Annotated in this window: 16 protein-coding genes; 10 read left to right on the top strand and 6 right to left on the bottom strand. The window is 73.0% G+C overall.

All coding sequences use genetic code 11. The annotated features are described in order from the left end of the window. Positions 1-36: 36 nt before the first annotated feature. The 4 genes from gatC to gatB are packed head-to-tail and all read left to right on the top strand — an operon-like array spanning position 37 to position 3,564. Positions 37-336 (top strand): Asp-tRNA(Asn)/Glu-tRNA(Gln) amidotransferase subunit GatC, encoded by a 300-nt coding sequence (gene gatC / locus ABD976_RS26175; protein WP_345367731.1) that lies wholly within the window; start codon positions 37-39, stop codon positions 334-336. After that, entirely contained in the window at positions 336-1,865 is a 1,530-nt protein-coding gene (gene gatA / locus ABD976_RS26180) for an Asp-tRNA(Asn)/Glu-tRNA(Gln) amidotransferase subunit GatA (protein WP_345367732.1), read from the top strand. The genes gatC and gatA overlap by 1 nt, the downstream gene beginning before the upstream one ends. Further along, positions 1,865-2,062 (top strand): hypothetical protein, encoded by a 198-nt coding sequence (locus ABD976_RS26185; protein WP_345367733.1) that lies wholly within the window; start codon positions 1,865-1,867, stop codon positions 2,060-2,062. The genes gatA and ABD976_RS26185 overlap by 1 nt, the downstream gene beginning before the upstream one ends. Continuing rightward, complete coding sequence (gene gatB, locus ABD976_RS26190) at positions 2,059-3,564, top strand: Asp-tRNA(Asn)/Glu-tRNA(Gln) amidotransferase subunit GatB (protein WP_345367734.1); 1,506 nt, start codon at positions 2,059-2,061, stop codon at positions 3,562-3,564. Before ABD976_RS26185 ends, gatB begins: the two co-directional genes overlap by 4 nt. 97 nt (positions 3,565-3,661) lie before the next feature. On the opposite strand, the gene ABD976_RS26195 is transcribed toward gatB, so the two are convergent. After that, entirely contained in the window at positions 3,662-5,077 is a 1,416-nt protein-coding gene (locus ABD976_RS26195) for a carboxylesterase/lipase family protein (RefSeq protein ID WP_345367735.1), read from the bottom strand. A gap of 36 nt (positions 5,078-5,113) precedes the next feature. After that, positions 5,114-6,016 (bottom strand): MBL fold metallo-hydrolase, encoded by a 903-nt coding sequence (locus tag ABD976_RS26200; RefSeq protein ID WP_345367736.1) that lies wholly within the window; start codon positions 6,014-6,016, stop codon positions 5,114-5,116. A 126-nt stretch (positions 6,017-6,142) separates the two neighbouring features. Here ABD976_RS26200 and ABD976_RS26205 point away from each other — a divergent pair, with 126 nt between their 5' ends. Further along, complete coding sequence (locus ABD976_RS26205; RefSeq protein ID WP_345367737.1) at positions 6,143-7,066, top strand: helix-turn-helix transcriptional regulator; 924 nt, start codon at positions 6,143-6,145, stop codon at positions 7,064-7,066. On the opposite strand, the gene ABD976_RS26210 is transcribed toward ABD976_RS26205, so the two are convergent. Beyond that, on the bottom strand, positions 7,020-7,775 hold the full coding sequence (locus ABD976_RS26210) for an SDR family NAD(P)-dependent oxidoreductase (protein WP_345367738.1): 756 nt from the start codon (positions 7,773-7,775) through the stop codon (positions 7,020-7,022). The two genes, ABD976_RS26205 and ABD976_RS26210, sit on opposite strands and share 47 nt — an antisense overlap. A gap of 59 nt (positions 7,776-7,834) precedes the next feature. Further along, positions 7,835-8,992, bottom strand: coding sequence for a PQQ-dependent sugar dehydrogenase (locus ABD976_RS26215; protein WP_345367739.1), 1,158 nt, complete (start codon positions 8,990-8,992; stop codon positions 7,835-7,837). Positions 8,993-9,122: 130 nt separating this feature from the next. On the opposite strand from ABD976_RS26215, the gene ABD976_RS26220 reads away from it, so the two are divergent. Next, a complete protein-coding gene (locus ABD976_RS26220; protein ID WP_345367740.1) occupies positions 9,123-9,839 on the top strand; it encodes a DoxX family protein in 717 nt (238 codons plus the stop codon). A gap of 322 nt (positions 9,840-10,161) precedes the next feature. Here ABD976_RS26220 and ilvD read toward each other — a convergent pair whose 3' ends face one another. Beyond that, positions 10,162-12,006, bottom strand: a complete 1,845-nt coding sequence (ilvD, locus tag ABD976_RS26225; RefSeq protein WP_345367741.1) for a dihydroxy-acid dehydratase — start codon at positions 12,004-12,006, stop codon at positions 10,162-10,164. A 188-nt stretch (positions 12,007-12,194) separates the two neighbouring features. Next, complete coding sequence (locus ABD976_RS26230; RefSeq protein WP_345367742.1) at positions 12,195-12,791, bottom strand: PH domain-containing protein; 597 nt, start codon at positions 12,789-12,791, stop codon at positions 12,195-12,197. Between the two features lie 372 nt (positions 12,792-13,163). Between ABD976_RS26230 and ABD976_RS26235 the strand changes: the two genes are divergently transcribed. The 4 genes from ABD976_RS26235 to ABD976_RS26250 all read left to right on the top strand — a co-directional run bounded on the left by ABD976_RS26235 (position 13,164) and on the right by ABD976_RS26250 (position 16,939). Next, on the top strand, positions 13,164-14,996 hold the full coding sequence (locus ABD976_RS26235; RefSeq protein ID WP_345367743.1) for an acetolactate synthase large subunit: 1,833 nt from the start codon (positions 13,164-13,166) through the stop codon (positions 14,994-14,996). A gap of 8 nt (positions 14,997-15,004) precedes the next feature. Continuing rightward, positions 15,005-15,511, top strand: coding sequence for an acetolactate synthase small subunit (gene ilvN / locus ABD976_RS26240; protein WP_345367744.1), 507 nt, complete (start codon positions 15,005-15,007; stop codon positions 15,509-15,511). Positions 15,512-15,555: 44 nt separating this feature from the next. Continuing rightward, positions 15,556-16,551 (top strand): ketol-acid reductoisomerase, encoded by a 996-nt coding sequence (ilvC, locus tag ABD976_RS26245; RefSeq protein ID WP_345367745.1) that lies wholly within the window; start codon positions 15,556-15,558, stop codon positions 16,549-16,551. Positions 16,552-16,690: 139 nt separating this feature from the next. Continuing rightward, positions 16,691-16,939 (top strand): DUF397 domain-containing protein, encoded by a 249-nt coding sequence (locus tag ABD976_RS26250; protein ID WP_345367746.1) that lies wholly within the window; start codon positions 16,691-16,693, stop codon positions 16,937-16,939. Positions 16,940-16,994: the final 55 nt, after the last annotated feature.

Consider the following 16,994-nt stretch of genomic DNA (forward strand, 5'->3'; position numbering starts at 1 on the left):
TACCCGTGAACCGCACATGACCAGGGAGCCTTCGCAGTGTCCAAGATCTCCCGCGACGAGGTCGCGCACCTCGCAGGGCTGGCGAGGCTGGCCGTCACCGAGGCCGAGCTCGACACCTTCGCAGGCCAGCTCGACGTGATCCTGGAATCGGTGGCCAGGGTCGGGGAGGTCGCCGCGGACGACATCCCGCCGACGTCCCACGCGGTGCCGGTGACCAACGTCTTCCGCGACGACGAGGTCCGGCCCGGCCTGAGCCGCGAGCAGGCGCTCTCCGGAGCCCCCGCGGCCGAGGAGGACCGGTTCCGCGTGCCGCGGATCCTGAGCGAGGAGGCCTGATGACGCAGACCGTATCCGGTGACGACCCGACCGGGCTGAGCGCGTCCGAGCTGGCCGACCGGCTGCAGGCGGGTGAGCTGACCTCCGTCGAGGTGACCCGCGCGCACCTGGACCGCATCGACGCGGTGGACACCGCCGTGAACGCCTTCCTGCACGTCGACGTCGAGGGCGCCCTGGAGGCCGCCCGCCGCGCCGACGCGGACCGGGCCGCGGGCACCCCCGCGTCGCCGCTGGCCGGGGTGCCGGTGGCCGTCAAGGACGTGCTGACCACCAGCGACATGCCCACCACCTGCGGCTCCAAGATGCTGGAGGGCTGGGTCCCGCCGTACGACGCGACGGTGACCCGGCGGCTCCGCGAGGCCGGCATGGTGCTGCTCGGCAAGACGAACATGGACGAGTTCGCGATGGGCTCGTCGACCGAGAACTCCGCGTACGGGCCGACCCGCAACCCGTGGGACCTGGACCGGATCCCGGGCGGTTCCGGTGGTGGCTCGGCCGCCGCGCTCGCCGCCTTCGAGGCCCCGCTGTCGATCGGCACCGACACCGGCGGCTCGATCCGCCAGCCGGGCGCGGTCACCGGCACCGTCGGCGTCAAGCCGACCTACGGCGGGGTGTCCCGCTACGGCCTGGTGGCCTTCTCCTCCTCGCTGGACCAGGCCGGTCCGTGCGCCCGCACGGTGCTGGACGCGGCGCTGCTGCACGAGGTGATGGCCGGGTCGGACCCGATGGATTCCACCTCGATCGACGCGCCGGTGCCGCCGGTGGTCGCCGCCGCCCGGGACGGGGCCGCCGGTGACCTCGCCGGGGTCCGCGTCGGCGTCGTCCGGGAGTTCTCCGGCGAGGGCTACCAGCCCGGCGTGCAGCGGGCGTTCGACGCCGCGGTGCAGCAGCTCACCGCGCTGGGCGCCGAGGTCGTCGAGGTGTCCTGCCCGCACTTCGACTACGCGCTGGGCGCCTACTACCTGATCGCGCCGAGCGAGTGCTCGTCGAACCTGGCCCGCTTCGACGCGATGCGCTACGGCCTGCGGATCGGCGACGACGGTTCGCGCAGCGCCGAGGAGGTCATGTCGCTGACCCGGGAGTCCGGTTTCGGCCCCGAGGTCAAGCGGCGGATCATGCTCGGCACCTATGCGCTGTCCTCCGGCTACTACGACGCCTACTACGGGCAGGCGCAGAAGGTGCGCACGCTGATCACCCGGGACTTCGGCGCCGCCTTCGAGCAGGTCGACGTGCTGGTCTCGCCGACCACGCCGACCACCGCGTTCCCGATCGGCGACCGGGTCGACGATCCGCTGGCGATGTACCGTGCGGACCTGTGCACCATCCCGTCGAACCTGGCGGGCAACGCGGCCATGAGCCTGCCCTGCGGCCTCTCCGACGAGGACGGCCTCCCGGTCGGGTTGCAGATCATGGCTCCGCCGATGGCCGACGACCGGCTCTACCGGGTCGGGGCGGCCTACGAGGCCGCGCGCGACGCCGCCCTGGGCGGCGCACTGATCAACAGCGTTCCGCAGTTGGAGGTGGCGTGATGAACCCGAAGATCAAGGCGGCGTTCCAGCTCGCATCCGTGCTCTCCGCGGCGTTCGGCCTGCGGGCGAGCCTCCGCGACGCCCGGGCCAAGAACGACAAGCTGGCGATGGCGGACGTGCTGATCACCGCGGCGGGCCTGGTCACCGGCACCGCGCTGGCGGTCCGCACGCTGCGGCGCAAGGAGGACGACGAGTGACCGCGGTGGCGGAGATCATGGACTACGAGCAGGTCCTGGAGCGGTACGACCCGGTCCTGGGCCTGGAGGTCCACGTGGAGCTGTCCACGCGGACCAAGATGTTCTGCGGCTGCGCGAACGCCTTCGGCGCCGAGCCCAACACCCAGGTGTGCCCGGTGTGCCTGGGGATGCCCGGCGCGCTGCCCGTGGTCAACGGCAAGGCCGTGGAGGCCGCGATCCGGATCGGCCTGGCGCTGAACTGCCAGGTCGCGGAGTGGTGCCGGTTCGCCCGGAAGAACTACTTCTACCCGGACATGCCGAAGAACTTCCAGACCTCCCAGTACGACGAGCCGATCGTGTTCGACGGCCACCTCGACGTGGTGCTCGACGACGGCGAGCTGTTCCGGGTCGAGATCGAGCGCGCCCACATGGAGGAGGACACCGGCAAGTCGCTGCACGTCGGCGGTGCCACCGGCCGGATCCACGGGGCCGAGCACTCGCTGCTGGACTACAACCGCGCCGGGGTGCCGCTGATCGAGATCGTCACCAAGCCGATCACCGGTGCGGGGGAGCGGGCGCCCGAGGTGGCCCGCGCCTACGTCACCGCGCTGCGCGATCTGCTGCGGGCGCTGGACGTGTCCGACGTGCGGATGGACCAGGGCTCGCTGCGCTGCGACGCGAACGTGTCGCTGATGCCGAAGGGCACCGCGGAGTTCGGCACCCGGACCGAGACCAAGAACGTGAACTCGCTGCGCAGCGTGGAGCGCGCGGTCCGCTACGAGATGCAGCGGCACGCCGCGGTGCTCGCCTCCGGCGGCTCGATCCGGCAGGAGACCCGGCACTTCGACGAGGCGAGCGGCGGCACCTCGGCGGGACGTCCGAAGGAGACCTCCGAGGACTACCGCTACTTCCCGGAGCCGGACCTGGTGCCGATCGCGCCGTCCCGCGAGTGGGTCGCCGAGCTGGCGGGCACCTTGCCGGAGCTGCCGTGGGAGCGCCGCAAGCGGGCCAAGGACGAATGGGGACTGTCCGACGAGGAGCTGCGCGACCTGGTCAACTCCGGAGCGCTGGAGCTCGTCGCGGAGACCGTCGAGGCCGGGGCGCCGTCCGGCGACGCCCGGTCCTGGTGGGTCGCCTACCTGTCCCAGCAGGCCAACACCCGCGGCGTCGAGCTGACCGAGCTGGCGATCACGCCCGCCCAGGTGGCGCGGGTGATCGCGCTGGTCGCCGCCGGCGAGCTGACCAACAAGCTGGCCCGGCAGGTCGTCGACGGCGTGCTGGCGGGCGAGGGCGAGCCGGACGAGGTCGTCGCGGCGCGCGGGCTGGCCGTGGTCTCCGACGACTCGGCGCTGCAGGCGGCGATCGACGAGGCGCTGGCCGCGCAGCCGGACGTCGCGGACAAGATCCGGGGCGGCAAGGTCCAGGCGGCGGGCGCGATCGTCGGCGCGGTCATGAAGGCCACCCAGGGCCAGGCCGACGCCAAGCGGGTCCGCGAACTCGTCCTGGCCGCCTGCGGCCAGTAGCCACCGCGCCCGTTCACCCGTCAGGGAAGTGAGTGAGGGGCACCCTTGTCCAAGTAACTTGGACAAGGGTGCCCCTCACTCCGCGTTCGGAGGGTGCTCAGGCTGTGAAGTGGGCGGGGTCGGAGGGGGCCCAGCCGGGGTTGCCGGTGCGGGCGAAGTCCACCCAGGCGCCGTGCAGGCGGGTGGCGAGTTCGGCCGGCGGGGCGGGGCGGCCGAGCAGCCCGTGGGGACCGCGCAGCGCGGGGACGTGCAGGTTGTCGAACGCGAACGGCAGCTCCACCGCGTGCGCCGCGCCGAGCGAGCCGTCCAGCGCGGGGGAGCGCCAGGCGAACTCGTAGCGGTGCGTCGGTCGTCCCCGTGCGGCGTGGGCGTCGGCGAGGCGGCGGCTGCCGGTCCGGAACAGCGCGTCGCCCAGGATCGCCGAGCGCAGCCCGCCCTCGGTCGCCGCCGGGTGCTCGGCCCGGAGCCGCGCCACGAGGGCGGCCGGGTCGGCGGCCACCCGGGCGGCGGTGTCGTGCACGTCCTGGGCGGTCGAGGTGATGAGCTCGCCCTGCGGCGCGAGGTAGAGGTTGCCCTCCTCGGCGTTGGTGCCGACGAGGAGCGCGACGTCGGCGGTCGCGGCTTCGGCGGGCTGGCGGTCGAGCACGAGGCTGAACGGGCTGAGCCCGACCAGCGGGTCGAACCGGGTCGCGGTGCGCAGGTCGAGGCCGCCGAGCTCCGGTGCGATCTCGACGAGGCGCTCGTCCGGCACCTCGGCGAAGTCGGGGGCGAAGTCGGGGGCGAAGTCGGCCGGGGCGATGCCGAGGGCGTCGGCCGCCGCGCGGGTCACCCGCGCCGCCTGCTCCGGGGAGAACGCGCCGAGCCCGCTGCCGCTCTGCACGATGGCGCGCTGGAACAGCCCCGCCGCCTCGGGGGTGGCGAGCACCCCGGCCGCGATGGTCGCCCCGGCGGACTGGCCCGCGAGCGTGACGGTGCCGGGATCACCGCCGAACGCCGCGATGTTCTCCCGCACCCAGCGCAGCCCGGCCACCACGTCGAGCAGCCCCCGGTTGGGCGGTGCGCCGGGCACGTCGAGGAACCCGGGGATGCCCAGCCGGTACTGGAGGGTGACGAGGACGACGCCGTCGCGGGCGAAGGCCGTCCCGTCGTAGAGCGGGGTCCGGGCTGATCCGGCGACGAACCCGCCGCCGTGCACGAAGACCAGCACCGGGTTGCGGTGCGCGTTCGGCGGGGTCCACACGTCGGCGGTCAGGTAGTCCGCGCCGGGAACCCAGCCCGCACCGAAGTAGGGCGACATGTCCAGCGCCCCGAAGTCGCGGCGCGGTTGGGGCGCGGTCGGGCCGGGCGCCGTCGCGTCGCGGACGCCGGACCACGGGGCGTGCGGGGCGGGCGGGGCGAACCGGGCCGCCCCGGTGGGCGGTGCGGCGTAGGGGATGCCGTGGAAGACGTGCGCGGTGCCGCCGGCGCGGCCCCGGACGGCCCCGGCGGTGGTGGTGACGATCGGGTCGGACACCCGGTTCTCCTTCGGGTTCGCGGGAAATCGGCGCGGTCAGAGGCGGGCGAAGGGCGCCCAGCCCTTGATGGCGAACGAGCCGCCCTCGCGGACCACCTCCGCGCCGCCGTGCCCGCCGAGGTGCGCGGGCAGGACCAGCGCGCCGGTGTCGGCGGCCCAGCCGAGCAGCCGCCGCCGGGTGGCCCGGGACCGCACCGGGTCCTCGCAGAAGCAGCTGTTGGTGTCGGGTTCGACGAACTGCAGCGGGGTGTGCAGCAGGTCGCCCGCGAACAGCGCGCGGTCGGTGCCCGATTCGAGCACCACCACCGACGAACCGGGGGTGTGGCCGGGCGCGGGCTCCAGCCGCAGGTTCGCGTCGATCCGGTGGCCGTCCTCCCACAGCTCGGTGAGCCCGGCCTCGTGCACCGGGGCGACGCTGTCCTCGAACACGTTCTGGTTGCCGTGCCCGGAGATCGGGGTGCGCCCGTTCGCGGGGTTCCAGAACTCGAAGTCGGCCCGGGGCAAGAGGTAGGTGGCGTTGGGGAAGGTCGGCACCCACGTGCGGCCGTCGAGCCGGGTGTTCCAGCCGACGTGGTCCACGTGCAGGTGGGTGTTGATGACCAGGTCGACGTCCTCCGGCCGGACCCCGGCCGCGGCGAGGCGGCCGAGGAAGTCCGTGTCCAGCCGGCTCCACACCGGTGCGTGCGGGCGTTCCTTGTCGTTGCCCGCGCCGGTGTCGACGAGGATCGTCCGGCCCTCTCTGCGCAGCAGCCACGTCTGGGCGGCGGCGACGACGGTCCCGGTGGCCGGGTCGAGGAAGTCCGGTGCGAGCCAGTGCTCGCCGTCCCGCCAGGACTCCGCCGGGCTCTCCGGGAAGAAGGTGCCGGGTGCCATCCCGACCGAGCCGTAGTACTCCACGATCCGGGTGATCGTGACGTCTCCCAAGACGATCTCGTGCATGTCCGCTCCTCGCTGGTATCGCTGCGGACCAGCGTGCGGCGGCGGATCCGGGCCGGACCAGACCCGCCCGCGCCTATCCCCGGCGGGGTCAGGCTCGGCGGCCGGTCGCCGCGCATACTCGGGAGCATGGCGACTGGATTGGGCGAGTTCCTCCGGGCTCGGCGGGCGGGGTTGCGCCCCGAGGACGTCGGGCTGCCCGAGTTCCCCGGGCGGCGGCGCGTGGCCGGGCTGCGGCGGGAGGAGCTCGCCCAGCTCGCCGGGGTGAGCGCGTCCTACTACACGCGCCTGGAGCAAGGTCAGTCGAGCAACGCCTCCGGCGCCGTCCTGGACGCCCTCGCCGGAGCGCTCCGGCTCGACGAGCACGAGCGCGACCACCTGCGCGAGCTCGCCCACCGGCGCCCCCGGCCGCTGCGCCGCCCGGCTCCGGAGCGGGTCGACCGCACGACCCGGGAGCTGATGCGTTCCCTCGACGCCGCGCCCGCGCTGCTCGTCGGGCGGCGCACCGATGTGCTGGCCTGGAACGCGCTCGGGCACGCGCTGCTGGCCGGGCACGTCGACCGCACCGCGCCGGACCGGCCTGCCGACCGGCCGAACCTGGCCCGGATGCTGTTCCTCGACCCGCACACCCGCGAGCTCTACGCCGACTGGAAGCGCAAGGCCCGCTCCCTGGTCGGCACCCTGCGGCTCGCCGCCGGCCGGCACCCCGAGGACGCCCTGCTGGCCGCCCTGGTCGGGGAGCTGTCCATGCGCAGCCCCGAGTTCGTGGCGATGTGGGGCGACCACCGGGTCAAGCCGTGCCAGGCCGACGAGTTCGAGCTGCGGCACCCGCTGGTGGGCGCGCTCACCGTCACCAAGCAGGCCCTCGTGGTGGGCCGTTCCCCGGAGCAGTCCCTGATCGTGGCGACCACGGCGGAGGGCTCCAGCTCCGAGCACACCCTGGCCCTGCTCGCCCGGACCACCGCCGAACCGATCGAAGCACCCGCGCCGCCCGGTGACGTCGCCGTCAGCGGGCCAGGTAGCCGCCGTCCACGTGGAGCTCCGAGCCGGTGATGAAGGAGGCGTCGTCGGAGGCCAGGAAGGCGATGGCGGCGGCGATCTCCTCGGGGCGGCCGAGGCGGCCCAGCGGGGTCACCGCGACCAGCGGTCGGCGCTGCTCGGTGGCGTCCGGGTCGCCGAGGATCGGGGTGTCGACGAAGCCGGGGTGCACGGAATTGACCCGCACGCCCGACTCCGCCCAGTCCAGCGCCACGTTCTTGGTCAGGGTGCGCACGGCGCCCTTCGCGGCGTGGTAGGCCGGGTTGCCGCCGAGACCGCCGCTGACCCCGTAGATCGAGCTCACGTTGATCACCGAGCCGTGACCGGACGCCTTGAGCGCCGCCGAGGCGGTCTTCATGCCGAGGAACACCCCGGTCTGGGTCACCGCGACGACCCGCTCGTAGCCCTCGGCGGTGCTGTCCTCGATGCTGCCCCGATCGCCGATCCCCGCGTTGTTGACCAGCACGTCCAGCCGTCCCCACGTGGCGAGCACCGCCTCGATCGCGGCGGTCCAGGCGGCTTCGCCGGTGACGTCGTGGTGGACGAACACCGCCCGGCCGCCCCGTTCCCGGACCTCGGCGACGACCTCGGCGCCCGCCTCGTCCTGGACGTCGGTGACCGCGACGGCCGCGCCCTCGTCGGCCAGCCGCAGCGCGGTGGCCCGGCCGATCCCGCTCGCCGCACCGGTGACCAGCGCCACCCGGTCGCCCAGCCTCGCCGCCATGTCCCGCTCCCTCCATCGACTCACCCGATCGTGGCAGAGCGGGTGAATCGGGTGGAAGCTCAGTCCTTGCCCGCGGTCCCGCCGGTGGGCGGCTCGATGCGGATCACCCGGTCGTCGCTGGACACCGGCTGCCCGCCCGCCTTGTTCGCGGTGCCCAGCCAAACCAGGCCGTCCGGGCCGAGCGCCGCGGCGGTGAAGCGGCCGTAGGTGCCCTCCATCACCTTCGTCGGCTGGCCGGTGAAGGCCCCGTCCGGGGACGGGTGCAGCGTGTACAGCGCGGCGGCATCGCGCAGCGCCACCACCACGGTGCCCGGGTCGGCGGCGCAGCCCGTCACGCCCGGCTGCTCCCGCCAGCTCCAGGCGGGCGGCCCGATCGGTCGGCCCGGACGCACCTGGTGCAGCACGTCCTCGCCCGCCCGGCGGTCGGTGACCCAGAACGAGCCCAGCCCCGGGACCCCGCAGATGCCGCCCGGATCGGACAGCCCGGCGGCGATCACCGGCGAGTCCGGCCGCGGGTTGCCCTCGGCCGGATCGCCGAAGCCGTTGATCCGCAGCACCTTCCCGGCCAGCGACGCCGGATCGGTCGCGGCGGCCGGGTTCCCCGCGTTGCCGGTGGCCACCAGCAGCGCGCCTTGCCCGTCGTCGAACAGCGCGCCGGAATTCCCGCTGCCGCCCTTGGGGATGCCGGTGAGCACCGGCTTCGGGCTGTCCCCGGCCGCGATCCGCACCACCCGGTTGTCGCCGCCGGTGGTGATGTAGGCGTAGAACAGCTCGTCCTCGTGGTAGCTCGGGGACAGCGCGAGCGCGGTCAGCCCCCCGCCGGCGGAGGCGTCCACCGGCAGCCGGGCCAGCTCCACCGGCTCGGCGTCGCGGCGCACCAGCAGCACCCGGCCGGTGGCCCGCTCGCCGACCAGCGCGCCCTGCCCGTCGGGCAGCACCGCGACGGCGCCGACCGGCTCCAGGCAGGTGGCGATCACCGCGGTGTCCGGGTCCTCGCAGCCGACCGGCTCGGCGGGCGCGGACTGCGGGGCGTCCGGGTCCGGCGGCGGCGCCTCGCCCTCGATCGACGGCTGCGGACCCGCCTGCGGTTCCAGGCTCGGCTGCTCCGACCACGGCCGGGGGTGCTCGTCGGGGAACTGGGCGCACCCCGCCAGCAACGCGCCGACGACGGCGGTCGCGCTCAGCAGGAGACGCCGGTTCCGGTGGGAGGCTGCCACGGCCACGAGGGTAGCCCGGCCGCGGTGAACGCCGGGTGAGCCAGGCACTCGCGGCCGGTGGTCACGTGTCGAGCGAGATTCCTTCGAAAGGGTCGCACTTCGCGGTCGCCATGCCTTAGCCTCACGCGGCGTGAGGATCCACGACGATCGCCCCGGTGGTGCCGGCGGCTACCCCGACGATCGCAGCTACGGCCGCCACGCCAGCGGCGGAGCGGCGGGTGGTCCGGGCAGCGCGCACGGCTACGACTACTACGACGACGCCTACAGCGACGCGGAAGCGACCTCGCTCGTCGCGTCCGACAGGGACTACTACTACGACGACGAGGCCGAACCCGGGCTCCAGCCCGAGCGGTCCGGCTGGAACGCGGGCGCCGACCTCGGCCTGCTGGTGCTGCGGTGGACCCTTGGCGGGATCTTCCTCGCCCACGGCGCGCAGAAGCTGTTCGGCGCGTTCGGCGGGCCCGGACCCGAGGGCTTCGCCGGGGCGCTGACCGGGATGGGCTTCCAGCAGAGCGCGCTGCTCGCGCTGATCACCGGCGGCACCGAGCTGGGCGCCGGAGCGCTGCTGGTGCTCGGGCTGTTCACCCCGCTGGCCGCCGCCGGCGTGCTCGGCGTGATGGCCAGCGCCATCGCGCTGAACTTCGGCAACGGGTTCTTCGCCTCGGAAGGCGGAGTCGAGTTCGAGGTGGTGCTCGCCGCGCTCGCGCTGGGCCTGATGTTCACCGGGCCGGGCCGGGTCGCGCTGGACCGCGGCCGGGTCTGGGTCCGCCGCCCGCTGATCTTCGGCACCGTGTCGTTGGTGATCGCGGCGGCGGCAAGCGCAGCAGTACTACTCCTCCTGCGGTGAGGTTCGTGGTTTCGGGCTCGCTCTGCGTGGCGGTGCGGGTAGCGGAACCTCAGCGGCCTTCTCGCTGCGGGATCGCCTCCTGATGTACCCACTTCGTACACGGCGTCGGCGCTGTCCTCGCGAGAAGGCCGCTGAGAACCCGCTGCGGTGCAAGTGGCGAGGGTGGGGCAAGGCGGAAGCGGCTTCCGCCGCTTGCCTGACGGGGGTTTCGTTCGGCGTTGCCTGCGGGCTGGTGGTGACGTTCGCCTGATGGGGCCTTGAGTGAGGGGTACCTTCATCTGTCGGATGAAGGTGCCCCTCACCGGGGAACGTCAGTGGGTGGTCACTTGCCGATGTCGCGGACCGCGCCGTAGGAGGCGGAGGTGGCGAGCTTGGCGTAGGCCCGCAGCGCCGCGGTGACCTTGCGCTCCCGGCCGACCGGCTCCCACGGGTGCTCGCTGGCGTCCATCTTGGCCCGGCGTTCGGCGAGCACCGCCTCGTCGACCAGCAGCTCCAGCTTGCGCTCCCGCACGTCGATGAGCACCTGGTCGCCGTTCTCGACCAGACCGATGGTGCCGCCGTTGGCCGCCTCCGGGGAGATGTGCCCGATGGACAGCCCGGAGGAGCCGCCGGAGAAGCGCCCGTCGGTGATCAGCGCGCACTTCTTGCCCAGCCCGGAGCCCTTGAGGAAGGCCGTCGGGTGCAGCATCTCCTGCATCCCCGGGCCGCCGGAGGGGCCTTCGTAGCGGATCACCAGGACCTCGCCGGGCTGGATCTCCTTGTTCAGGATCGCCGAGACGGCCTGCTCCTGGCTCTCCAGCACCCGCGCCGGGCCCTGGAAGTGCCACAGCTCCTCCTCGACGCCCGCGGTCTTGACCACCGCGCCGTCCACCGCGAGGTTGCCGCGCAGCACCGCCAGCCCGCCGTCGGCGGTGTAGGCGTGCGCGACGTCGCGGATGCAGCCGCCCTCGGAATCGGTGTCCAGGCTGGACCAGCGGTTCTCGGTGGAGAACGCCTTCGTGGTGCGGACCCCGCCCGGCGCGGCGTGGAACATCTCGACGGCCTCGGCCGACGGCGAGCCGGAGCGGACGTCCCACTTGGTCAGCCACTCGGTCAGGTTCGGGCTGTGGATCGCGGTGACGTCGCGGTGCAGCATCCCGCCCCGGTCGAGCTCGCCGAGGATCGCGGGGATGCCGCCGGCCCGGTGCACGTCCTCCATGTGGTAGTCGGAGTTCGGCGCGACCTTGGCCAGGCAGGGCACCCGGCGGCTGGTCGCCTCGATGTCCTCCAGGGCGAAGTCGATCTCGCCCTCCATCGCGGCGGCCAGCGTGTGCAGCACCGTGTTGGTGGAGCCGCCCATCGCCATGTCCAGCGCCATCGCGTTCTGGAACGCCTTCTGGTTCGCGATCGAGCGGGGCAGCGCCGACTCGTCGTCCTGGCCGTAGTAGCGGCGGCACAGGTCCACGACGGTGCGCCCGGCGTTCTCGAACAGCGCCCGCCGGGCCGCGTGGGTGGCCAGCGTGGAGCCGTTGCCGGGCAGCGCGAGGCCCAGCGCTTCGGTGAGGCAGTTCATCGAGTTGGCGGTGAACATGCCGGAGCAGGAGCCGCAGGTGGGGCACGCGGAGCGCTCGACCTCGGAGAGGCCCTCGTCGTCCACCGCCGAGTTGGCCGAGGCCGAGATCGTGGTGATCAGGTCGGTCGGGGCCTGCGCGACGCCGTCGACGACCACCGCCTTGCCCGCCTCCATCGGCCCGCCGGAGACGAAGACCGTCGGGACGTTGAGCCGCATCGCGGCGTTGAGCATCCCGGGCGTGATCTTGTCGCAGTTCGAGATGCACACCAGGGCGTCGGCCTGGTGCGCGTTGACCATGTACTCCACCGAGTCGGCGATGATCTCCCGCGAGGGCAGCGAGTAGAGCATCCCGCTGTGGCCCATCGCGATCCCGTCGTCCACGGCGATCGTGTGGAATTCGCGCGGCACCCCGCCCGCTTCCCGGACGGTCTCGGCCACCACGTCACCGAGGTCGCGCAGGTGCACGTGGCCGGGAACGAACTGGGTGTAGGAGTTGGCGATCGCGACGATCGGCTTGCCGAAGTCGTCGTCGGTCATGCCGGTGGCACGCCACAGCGAGCGGGCGCCTGCGGCGTTCCGCCCGTGGGTCGTGGTGCGGGAGCGGAGCTGGGGCATTGTCCACCTCGTTTGTCGCCAGCGAGGACCGGTCCCGCGGACGGGGGAGCCCTCGGCACGTGTTCCGGGACGCGGGGGACCCCAGCCGCGATCGACGGCCGAGCCCTGGCGTCGGAGGGATCCGGCCCATCGGCCGGGAACGCCCAGGAGGCGCCTTGTGGGCGCGCGGAGCAGCGGTGACTCCGACACTACTCCGCGGTGGCGGGGTCGGTCAGCCGCCCGCCGCTCATCACCGCGAGCCGGGGCAGGTCGCGCACCCGGATCGCGGGCAGCACGACCTCGTCGCCGGAGCGCAGCACGGCCTTGAGCCAGCGCTTCTCGTCCAGCCGCAGCGAGACCACCTCGTCCCAGGTGAACCGCTTGCCGCCGAAGACCGTGCGGGTGCGGACCTCGTCGGGGCCGACGGTGGTGCGGGTGCGCAGGATCCAGACCGCGATGGCCAGCGGGATCAGGTAGACCAGCAGCGCCCACGGTCCGGCCGTGGTCGCCAGCGGGGTGGCGCAGGCCGCGATGGCGAGCACGGCGAGCAGCGACACGGGGTTGATCCGGAAGGCCAGCGAGGACGGCAGCGGCCGCTCCTCGGCGGTCGCCTGCGCGGTGGTGCCCGCCGCCGGGTCCGCGTCCTCGGCCGCGCCGCCCGCGGTGGCGTCCTCGGCGCTGTCGGCCTGCTCGGCGGCTCCCGCCTGTCCCGGGGTTCCGGCCTGCTCGGACCGTTCCGGCATTTCCGGGGTCTCGGCACGCTCCGGGGTCTCGGGCTGCTCCGCGTCCTGCTGGGTCTGGCTCACCCCTCGATGGTCCCACCTGCGGCGGGAGGTGCGGACCGGGGTGCCGCCGCCCGCACCACCGGGGGAGGCGCACACCACACCCGGACGGGTGATGGGGAGGGTGGGAGCCGTGCTGAACTGGTCGAACGCCGGACCGCGCACCGGACCGGGCGTCCACGAAGTGGGAACGGCGTCCCGCAGGTTTGACTCGGCGACCGAGCGCGGACTACCGTCCAGGCCATGCTGCGACTGCACGACATTCTCGTACTTCCCCGGCGCGTCGACGCCTAGGAAGTTTCGCAGCGTCGACGCGCCAACCCTCGTGGGGCCATTTCCGGTCCGCGGGGGTTTTTTCGTGTCCGACCCCACTCCCCGACCCCCGAGGCAGACCTGATGACCAGCGCCAACACCAGGCAGAATCCGGTCCCGACGCCGCCCCCAGGACGCCGGCCCAAGCCCGCTCCGCCCACCGGTGCGCCGGTGAAGCTCAGCGGTGCGCAGGCCCTGGTGCGCTCGCTCGAATCCGTCGGTTGCGAGATCGTCTTCGGCATTCCCGGCGGCACCATCCTCCCGGCCTACGACCCGCTGCTGGACTCCCAGAAGGTGCGCCACGTGCTCGTCCGGCACGAGCAGGGGGCCGGGCACGCCGCCACCGGGTACGCCCAGGCCACCGGCCGGGTCGGGGTGTGCATGGCCACCTCCGGCCCCGGCGCGACCAACCTGGTCACCGCCCTGGCCGACGCCCAGATGGACTCGGTGCCGCTGGTGGCGATCACCGGCCAGCAGTCCACCTCGCTGATCGGCACCGACGCCTTCCAGGAAGCCGACATCTGCGGCATCACGCTGCCGATCACCAAGCACAACTTCCTGGTCACCGACCCGGCGGAGATCCCGAGGACGATCGCCGAGGCCTTCTACATCGCCTCCAGCGGCCGTCCCGGACCGGTGCTGGTGGACATCCCCAAGGACGTCCAGCAGGCCACCACCTCGTTCGCCTGGCCGCCGGAGATGAAGCTGCCCGGGTACCGGCCCGCCACCAAGCCGCACGGCAAGCAGGTCCGGGAGGCGGCGCGGCTGATCACCACCGCGCAGCGGCCGGTGTTCTACGTCGGCGGCGGGGTGCTCAAGGCGGAGGCCACCGCGCGGCTGCGCGAGCTGGCCGAGCGCACCGGCATCCCGGTGGTCACGACGCTGATGGCGCGCGGCGCCTTCCCCGATTCACATCCGCAGCACCTCGGGATGCCGGGGATGCACGGCACCGTCGCGGCGGTCGCCGCGATGCAGCGCGCCGATCTGCTGGTCGCGCTCGGCGCCCGGTTCGACGACCGGGTCACCGGCCAGCTCTCCTCCTTCGCGCCGGAGGCCAAGGTCGTGCACGCCGACATCGACCCGGCGGAGATCTCCAAGAACCGCTACGCCGACGTGCCGATCGTCGGCGACTGCAAGGACGTGCTCGGCGAGCTGATCGAGACCGTGGCCGGGCTCACCGCCGAGGAGGGCAGCGCCGACCTGGCCCCCTGGTGGCAGACGCTGAACAACTGGCGCTCCCGGTTCCCGCTGGGCTACGACTGGCCGGCCGACGGCAGCCTGTCGCCGGAGTACGTCATCGAGCGGATCGGCGCGCTGGTCGGCCCGGACGCGGTCTACGCCGCCGGGGTCGGCCAGCACCAGATGTGGGCCGCCCAGTTCATCGGCTACGAGAACCCCCGGACCTGGCTGAACTCCGGCGGCCTGGGCACCATGGGCTACGCGGTGCCCGCCGCGATGGGCGCCAAGGCCGGGGTGCCGGACAAGCAGGTCTGGGCCATCGACGGCGACGGCTGCTTCCAGATGACCAACCAGGAACTCGCCACCTGCGCCATCGAGGACATCCCCATCAAGGTCGCCGTCATCAACAACGGCAACCTGGGTATGGTCCGGCAGTGGCAGAACCTCTTCTACGCCGAGCGTTACTCACACAGCGACCTCGGCACCCACAAGCACCGCATCCCGGACTTCAAGCTGCTGGCCGAGGCCTACGGCTGCGCGGGTCTGCGGTGCGAGTCCGCTGAGGACGTCGACAGCGTCATCCAGCGGGCCATGGAGATCGACGACCGACCCGTCGTGATCGATTTCGTGGTGGGGCAGGACGCGCAGGTCTGGCCGATGGTGGCCGCCGGGACCGGCAACGACGAGATCATGGCGGCGCGCGGCATCCGTCCGCTGTTCGCCGAGGACGAGGGGTGAGCGCGGCGATGACACGGCACACGCTCAGCGTGCTGGTGGAGAACGTCCCGGGTGTGCTGGCCAGGGTTTCCGGCTTGTTCTCCCGGCGCAGCTTCAACATCGAGTCGCTCGCGGTGGGCCCGACCGAGCACCCGGACATCTCCCGGATGACGATCGTGGTCGCCGTCGGCGAGCAGCCGCTGGAGCAGGTCACCAAGCAGCTCAACAAGCTCGTCAACGTGATCAAGATCGTGGAGCTGGAGCCGGACGCCGCCGTGCAGCGGGAGCTGCTGATGGTCAAGGTGCGCGCCGACGCCTCGGTGCGCAGCCAGGTGCTGGAGACCGTGCAGCTCTTCCGGGCCAAGGTCGTCGACGTCTCGCCGGAGGCGCTGACCATCGAGGCCACCGGCACCGCCGACAAGCTGGGCGCGCTGCTGCGGATGCTGGAGCCCTACGGCATCCGGGAGATGGTGCAGTCCGGCTCGATCGCCATCGGCCGGGGACCGCGCTCGATCACCGCCACCGCGGTGCGCTGACACCCCGCCACAGCCGAACGAAGAAGTGCGAAGGGAACAACGAGATGGCAACTGAGATCTTCTACGACGCCGACGCCGATCTGGGCATCATCCAGGGCCGCAAGGTCGCCGTGGTGGGCTACGGCAGCCAGGGCCACGCCCACGCGCTGAGCCTGCGGGACTCGGGCGTGGACGTGCGGATCGGGCTGCCGGAGGGCTCCAAGTCCCGCGCCAAGGCCGAGGAGGAGGGCCTGGCGGTCGGGACGGTCGCCGAGGTCGCCGCCGAGGCCGACGTGATCATGATCCTGGCGCCCGACACCAAGCAGCGCCAGATCTACGCCGAGGAGATCGCGCCGAACCTCAAGTCGGGTGACGCGCTGTTCTTCAGCCACGGCTTCAACATCCGCTACGGCCTGATCCAGCCGCCGTCCGATGTGGATGTCGCGATGGTCGCGCCGAAGGGCCCGGGCCACCTGGTCCGCCGCCAGTTCGTCGACGGCAAGGGCGTGCCGTGCCTGATCGCGGTGGAGAACGACGCCTCCGGCAGCGCGCAGGCGCTGGCGCTGTCCTACGCGGCCGCCATCGGCGGTGCCCGCGCGGGCGTCATCGGGACCACCTTCAAGGAGGAGACCGAGACCGACCTGTTCGGTGAGCAGGCGGTGCTCTGCGGCGGCGCGAGCGCGCTGGTGCAGAACGGTTTCGAGGTGCTGGTCGAGGCCGGTTACCAGCCGGAGATCGCCTACTTCGAGGTGCTCCACGAGCTCAAGCTGATCGTGGACCTGATGTGGGAGGGCGGCATCGCCGGGCAGCGCTACTCCTGCAGCGACACCGCCGAGTACGGCGACCTCACCCGCGGCCCGCGGGTGATCGACGCCCACGTCAAGGACTCGATGCGGGCCATCCTGGGCGAGATCCAGGACGGCACGTTCGCCAAGGAGTGGGTGGCCGAGGACGAGGCCGGCCGGCCGAACTTCACCAAGCTCCAGGAGGCGGGCAACGCCCACCAGATCGAGGAGGTCGGGCAGAAGCTGCGCGGCCTGATGTCCTGGACCGGCAAGTGAGGCAGCGGCGCAGGTGAACCGGGGCCGCACGGCCCGGGTGGACGGGCCCGGTGGATCCCCGCGGGGGAGCACCGGGCCCTCCGGTGCGCGAGGCCGGTCCTCGCGTCGACAGCGGAGGGTGAGCGATACAGTGCACGACGTGAGTGGTTCAGACAACGACATCGTCGACGACAAGGCGCACATCCGGCACGAGCTCGACTTCTCCGACGCCGAGTGGATCACCAGCACCGACGATCCGGACGAGCCCGGCGTGGAGATCGCCTTCGTCGACGGCTACATCGGGATGCGCAACGGCGCGCAGCCGGACGGCCCGGTCCTGGTGTTCACGCCGGAGGAGTGGGACGCCTTCGTCGCGGGGGCCAAGGACGGCGAGTTCGACGAGCCGTGAGCCGACCCCTCCGCACCTCCGCGGCGACCGCGGGGGTGCGGAACTTCACCGGATC

The sequence above is a fragment of the Saccharopolyspora cebuensis genome (assembly GCF_039542665.1).
Classification (GTDB): Bacteria; Actinomycetota; Actinomycetes; order Mycobacteriales; family Pseudonocardiaceae; genus Saccharopolyspora; species Saccharopolyspora cebuensis.